This is a genomic window from uncultured Oscillibacter sp., assembly GCF_910584465.1.
Taxonomy (GTDB): domain Bacteria; phylum Bacillota; class Clostridia; order Oscillospirales; family Oscillospiraceae; genus Oscillibacter.
The window spans coordinates 1-1,895 of the sequence record NZ_CAJUBK010000133.1; the positions used below are offsets into that span (position 1 = coordinate 1).

The following is a 1,895-nucleotide window of genomic DNA, read 5'->3' on the forward strand; positions in this document are numbered from 1 at the left end:
AGCGATGACCATGAACGAGAAAAAGCTGAAGGTGTTAGCAGCTGAGATCCGTCTGGAGACGCTGAAAGTGATCCACAGCCGTGGGTTCGGCCACGTGGGCGGGTCGATGGACCTGGCGGACCTGATGGCGGTGCTGTACGGCGAGGTCATGAGATACGACCCGAAAAACCCGCGGTGGGAGGACCGGGACTGGCTGGTGCTGTCGAAGGGACATGCGGGCCCTGTGGCCTACGCCACCTTCGGCCTGATGGGGTTCTATCCCATGGAGGAGGCGTACACCCTGAACCAGCCCGGGACGAAGTTCCCCAGCCATACGGACCGCAAGCTCACCCCCGGCGTGGACCTGACCACCGGGTCCCTGGGCCAGGGCGTGTCCACGGCCACCGGCGCGGCCCTGGGCAACAAGATCGACGGCCGGGACAACTACGTGTACTGCGTCATCGGCGACGGCGAGGCGGACGAGGGCCAGGTCTGGGAGGGCTTCCACTTCGCCTGCGCCCATAAGCTGGACAACATCATCTACTTCATCGACAACAACGGCTATCAGCTGGACGGGCCGACGGCGGACATCCTGGCCCACGGCGACCTGGCGAAGAAGGCGGCGGGCTTCGGCCTGCACGTGCAGGAGATCGACGGCCACGACGTGAAGGCCATCTATGAGGCGATCGAAGCGGCGAAAGCGGTCAAGGGCGTGCCCAGCTGCATCGTGCTGGACACCAGCAAGGGCAAGGGCGCGACGTTCGCCGAGCCGAAGCACGACCATTCCTCCCAGCCGAAGGAAGAGCAGTGGCAGGAGGCCATCGCCGCTTCCGAAAAAGAGCTGGAAGCCGCGAAAAACGCATAAAGGAGGGTGAGAGAGATGGATGTGAAACTGATCGGCAAGCATGAGAAGGACTCCCGGGCGTGCCGGGACGGCCTGGCTCTGACCCTGAACGAGCTGATGGCCGAGGACAAGAGCATCGTGTACGTGGACTGCGACCTGATGGGGTGCATCAACACGAAGCAGCTGCGGAAGAACTACCCGGACCGGGCGTTCGAGGCGGGGATCGCGGAGGGGAACGCGGCGGGCATCTCCGCCGGTCTCGCCGCCACGGGGAAGAAGGTGTTCTTCCACTCCTTCGGCACGTTCTCCAGCCGCCGGTGCTATGACCAGATCTACATGAGCGCGGCGTACGCGGGTCTGAGCGTGCGGGTGCTGGGCAGCGACGCGGGCGTGACGGCGGCGTTCAACGGCGGGACCCACATGCCCCTGGAGGACGCGGCGATGTACCTGAGCATCCCCACGGCGACGGTGATCGACCCTGCCGACTACGACCAGCTGGCCAGCGTGACGAAGGGCCTCGTGGACGTGGAGGGCGTGAGCTTCACCCGCTTCGTCCGCAAGGACGTGGTCCGGGTCTACGGCGAGGGGAGCGAGTTCGAGATCGGCAAGGGCGTGGTGCTGCACGAGAGCGGGAAAGACCAGGCGACCATCATCACCTCGGGCATCATGGTGGACGAGAGCCTGAAGGCTTACGAGGCCCTCCAGGCGGAGGGGATCGAGGTCCGGGTCATCGACATGTTCACCTGGAAGCCGCTGGACGAGGAGCTGGTGCTGAAGGCGGCGAAGGAGACCGGGGCGATCGTCACGGCGGAGAACCACAACACCTGCTGCGGCCTGGGGTCCGTGGTGGCCAACTGCCTGGCGAAAAACCTGCCGACGGTCCAGGAGTTCGTGGGCGTGCAGGACGAGTTCGGCCAGGTGGGCCCCCAGGCGTTCCTGATGGACACCTACGGCCTGCGGGCGGCCAACATCGTCGAGGCCGTCAAGAAGGCGATCGCCCGGAAATAAAAGTTTCGGTCAAGCCTTTCCAAAGGCTTGCGGGGTGCAGGGGCAGAGCCCCTGCGTATCTGCC

General features: G+C 65.1%; 2 protein-coding genes. Both read left to right on the top strand.

Annotation, left to right across the window (positions count from 1 at the left end):
- Window positions 1-4 precede the first annotated feature (4 nt).
- Window positions 5-844: a transketolase gene (locus tag QZ332_RS13570; protein ID WP_295766414.1), complete on the top strand. Its 840-nt coding sequence runs from the start codon at window positions 5-7 to the stop codon at window positions 842-844.
- Window positions 845-859: 15 nt separating this feature from the next.
- Window positions 860-1,831 (top strand): transketolase family protein, encoded by a 972-nt coding sequence (locus QZ332_RS13575; RefSeq protein ID WP_295766412.1) that lies wholly within the window; start codon window positions 860-862, stop codon window positions 1,829-1,831.
- Window positions 1,832-1,895 lie beyond the last annotated feature (64 nt).

Excerpts from the sequence above, each read along its gene's own strand:
- QZ332_RS13570 (WP_295766414.1), top strand. The coding sequence starts at position 5 with ATGACCATGAACGAGAAAAAGCTGAAGGTGTTAGCAGCTGAGATCCGT.
- QZ332_RS13575 (WP_295766412.1), top strand. The coding sequence starts at position 860 with ATGGATGTGAAACTGATCGGCAAGCATGAGAAGGACTCCCGGGCGTGC.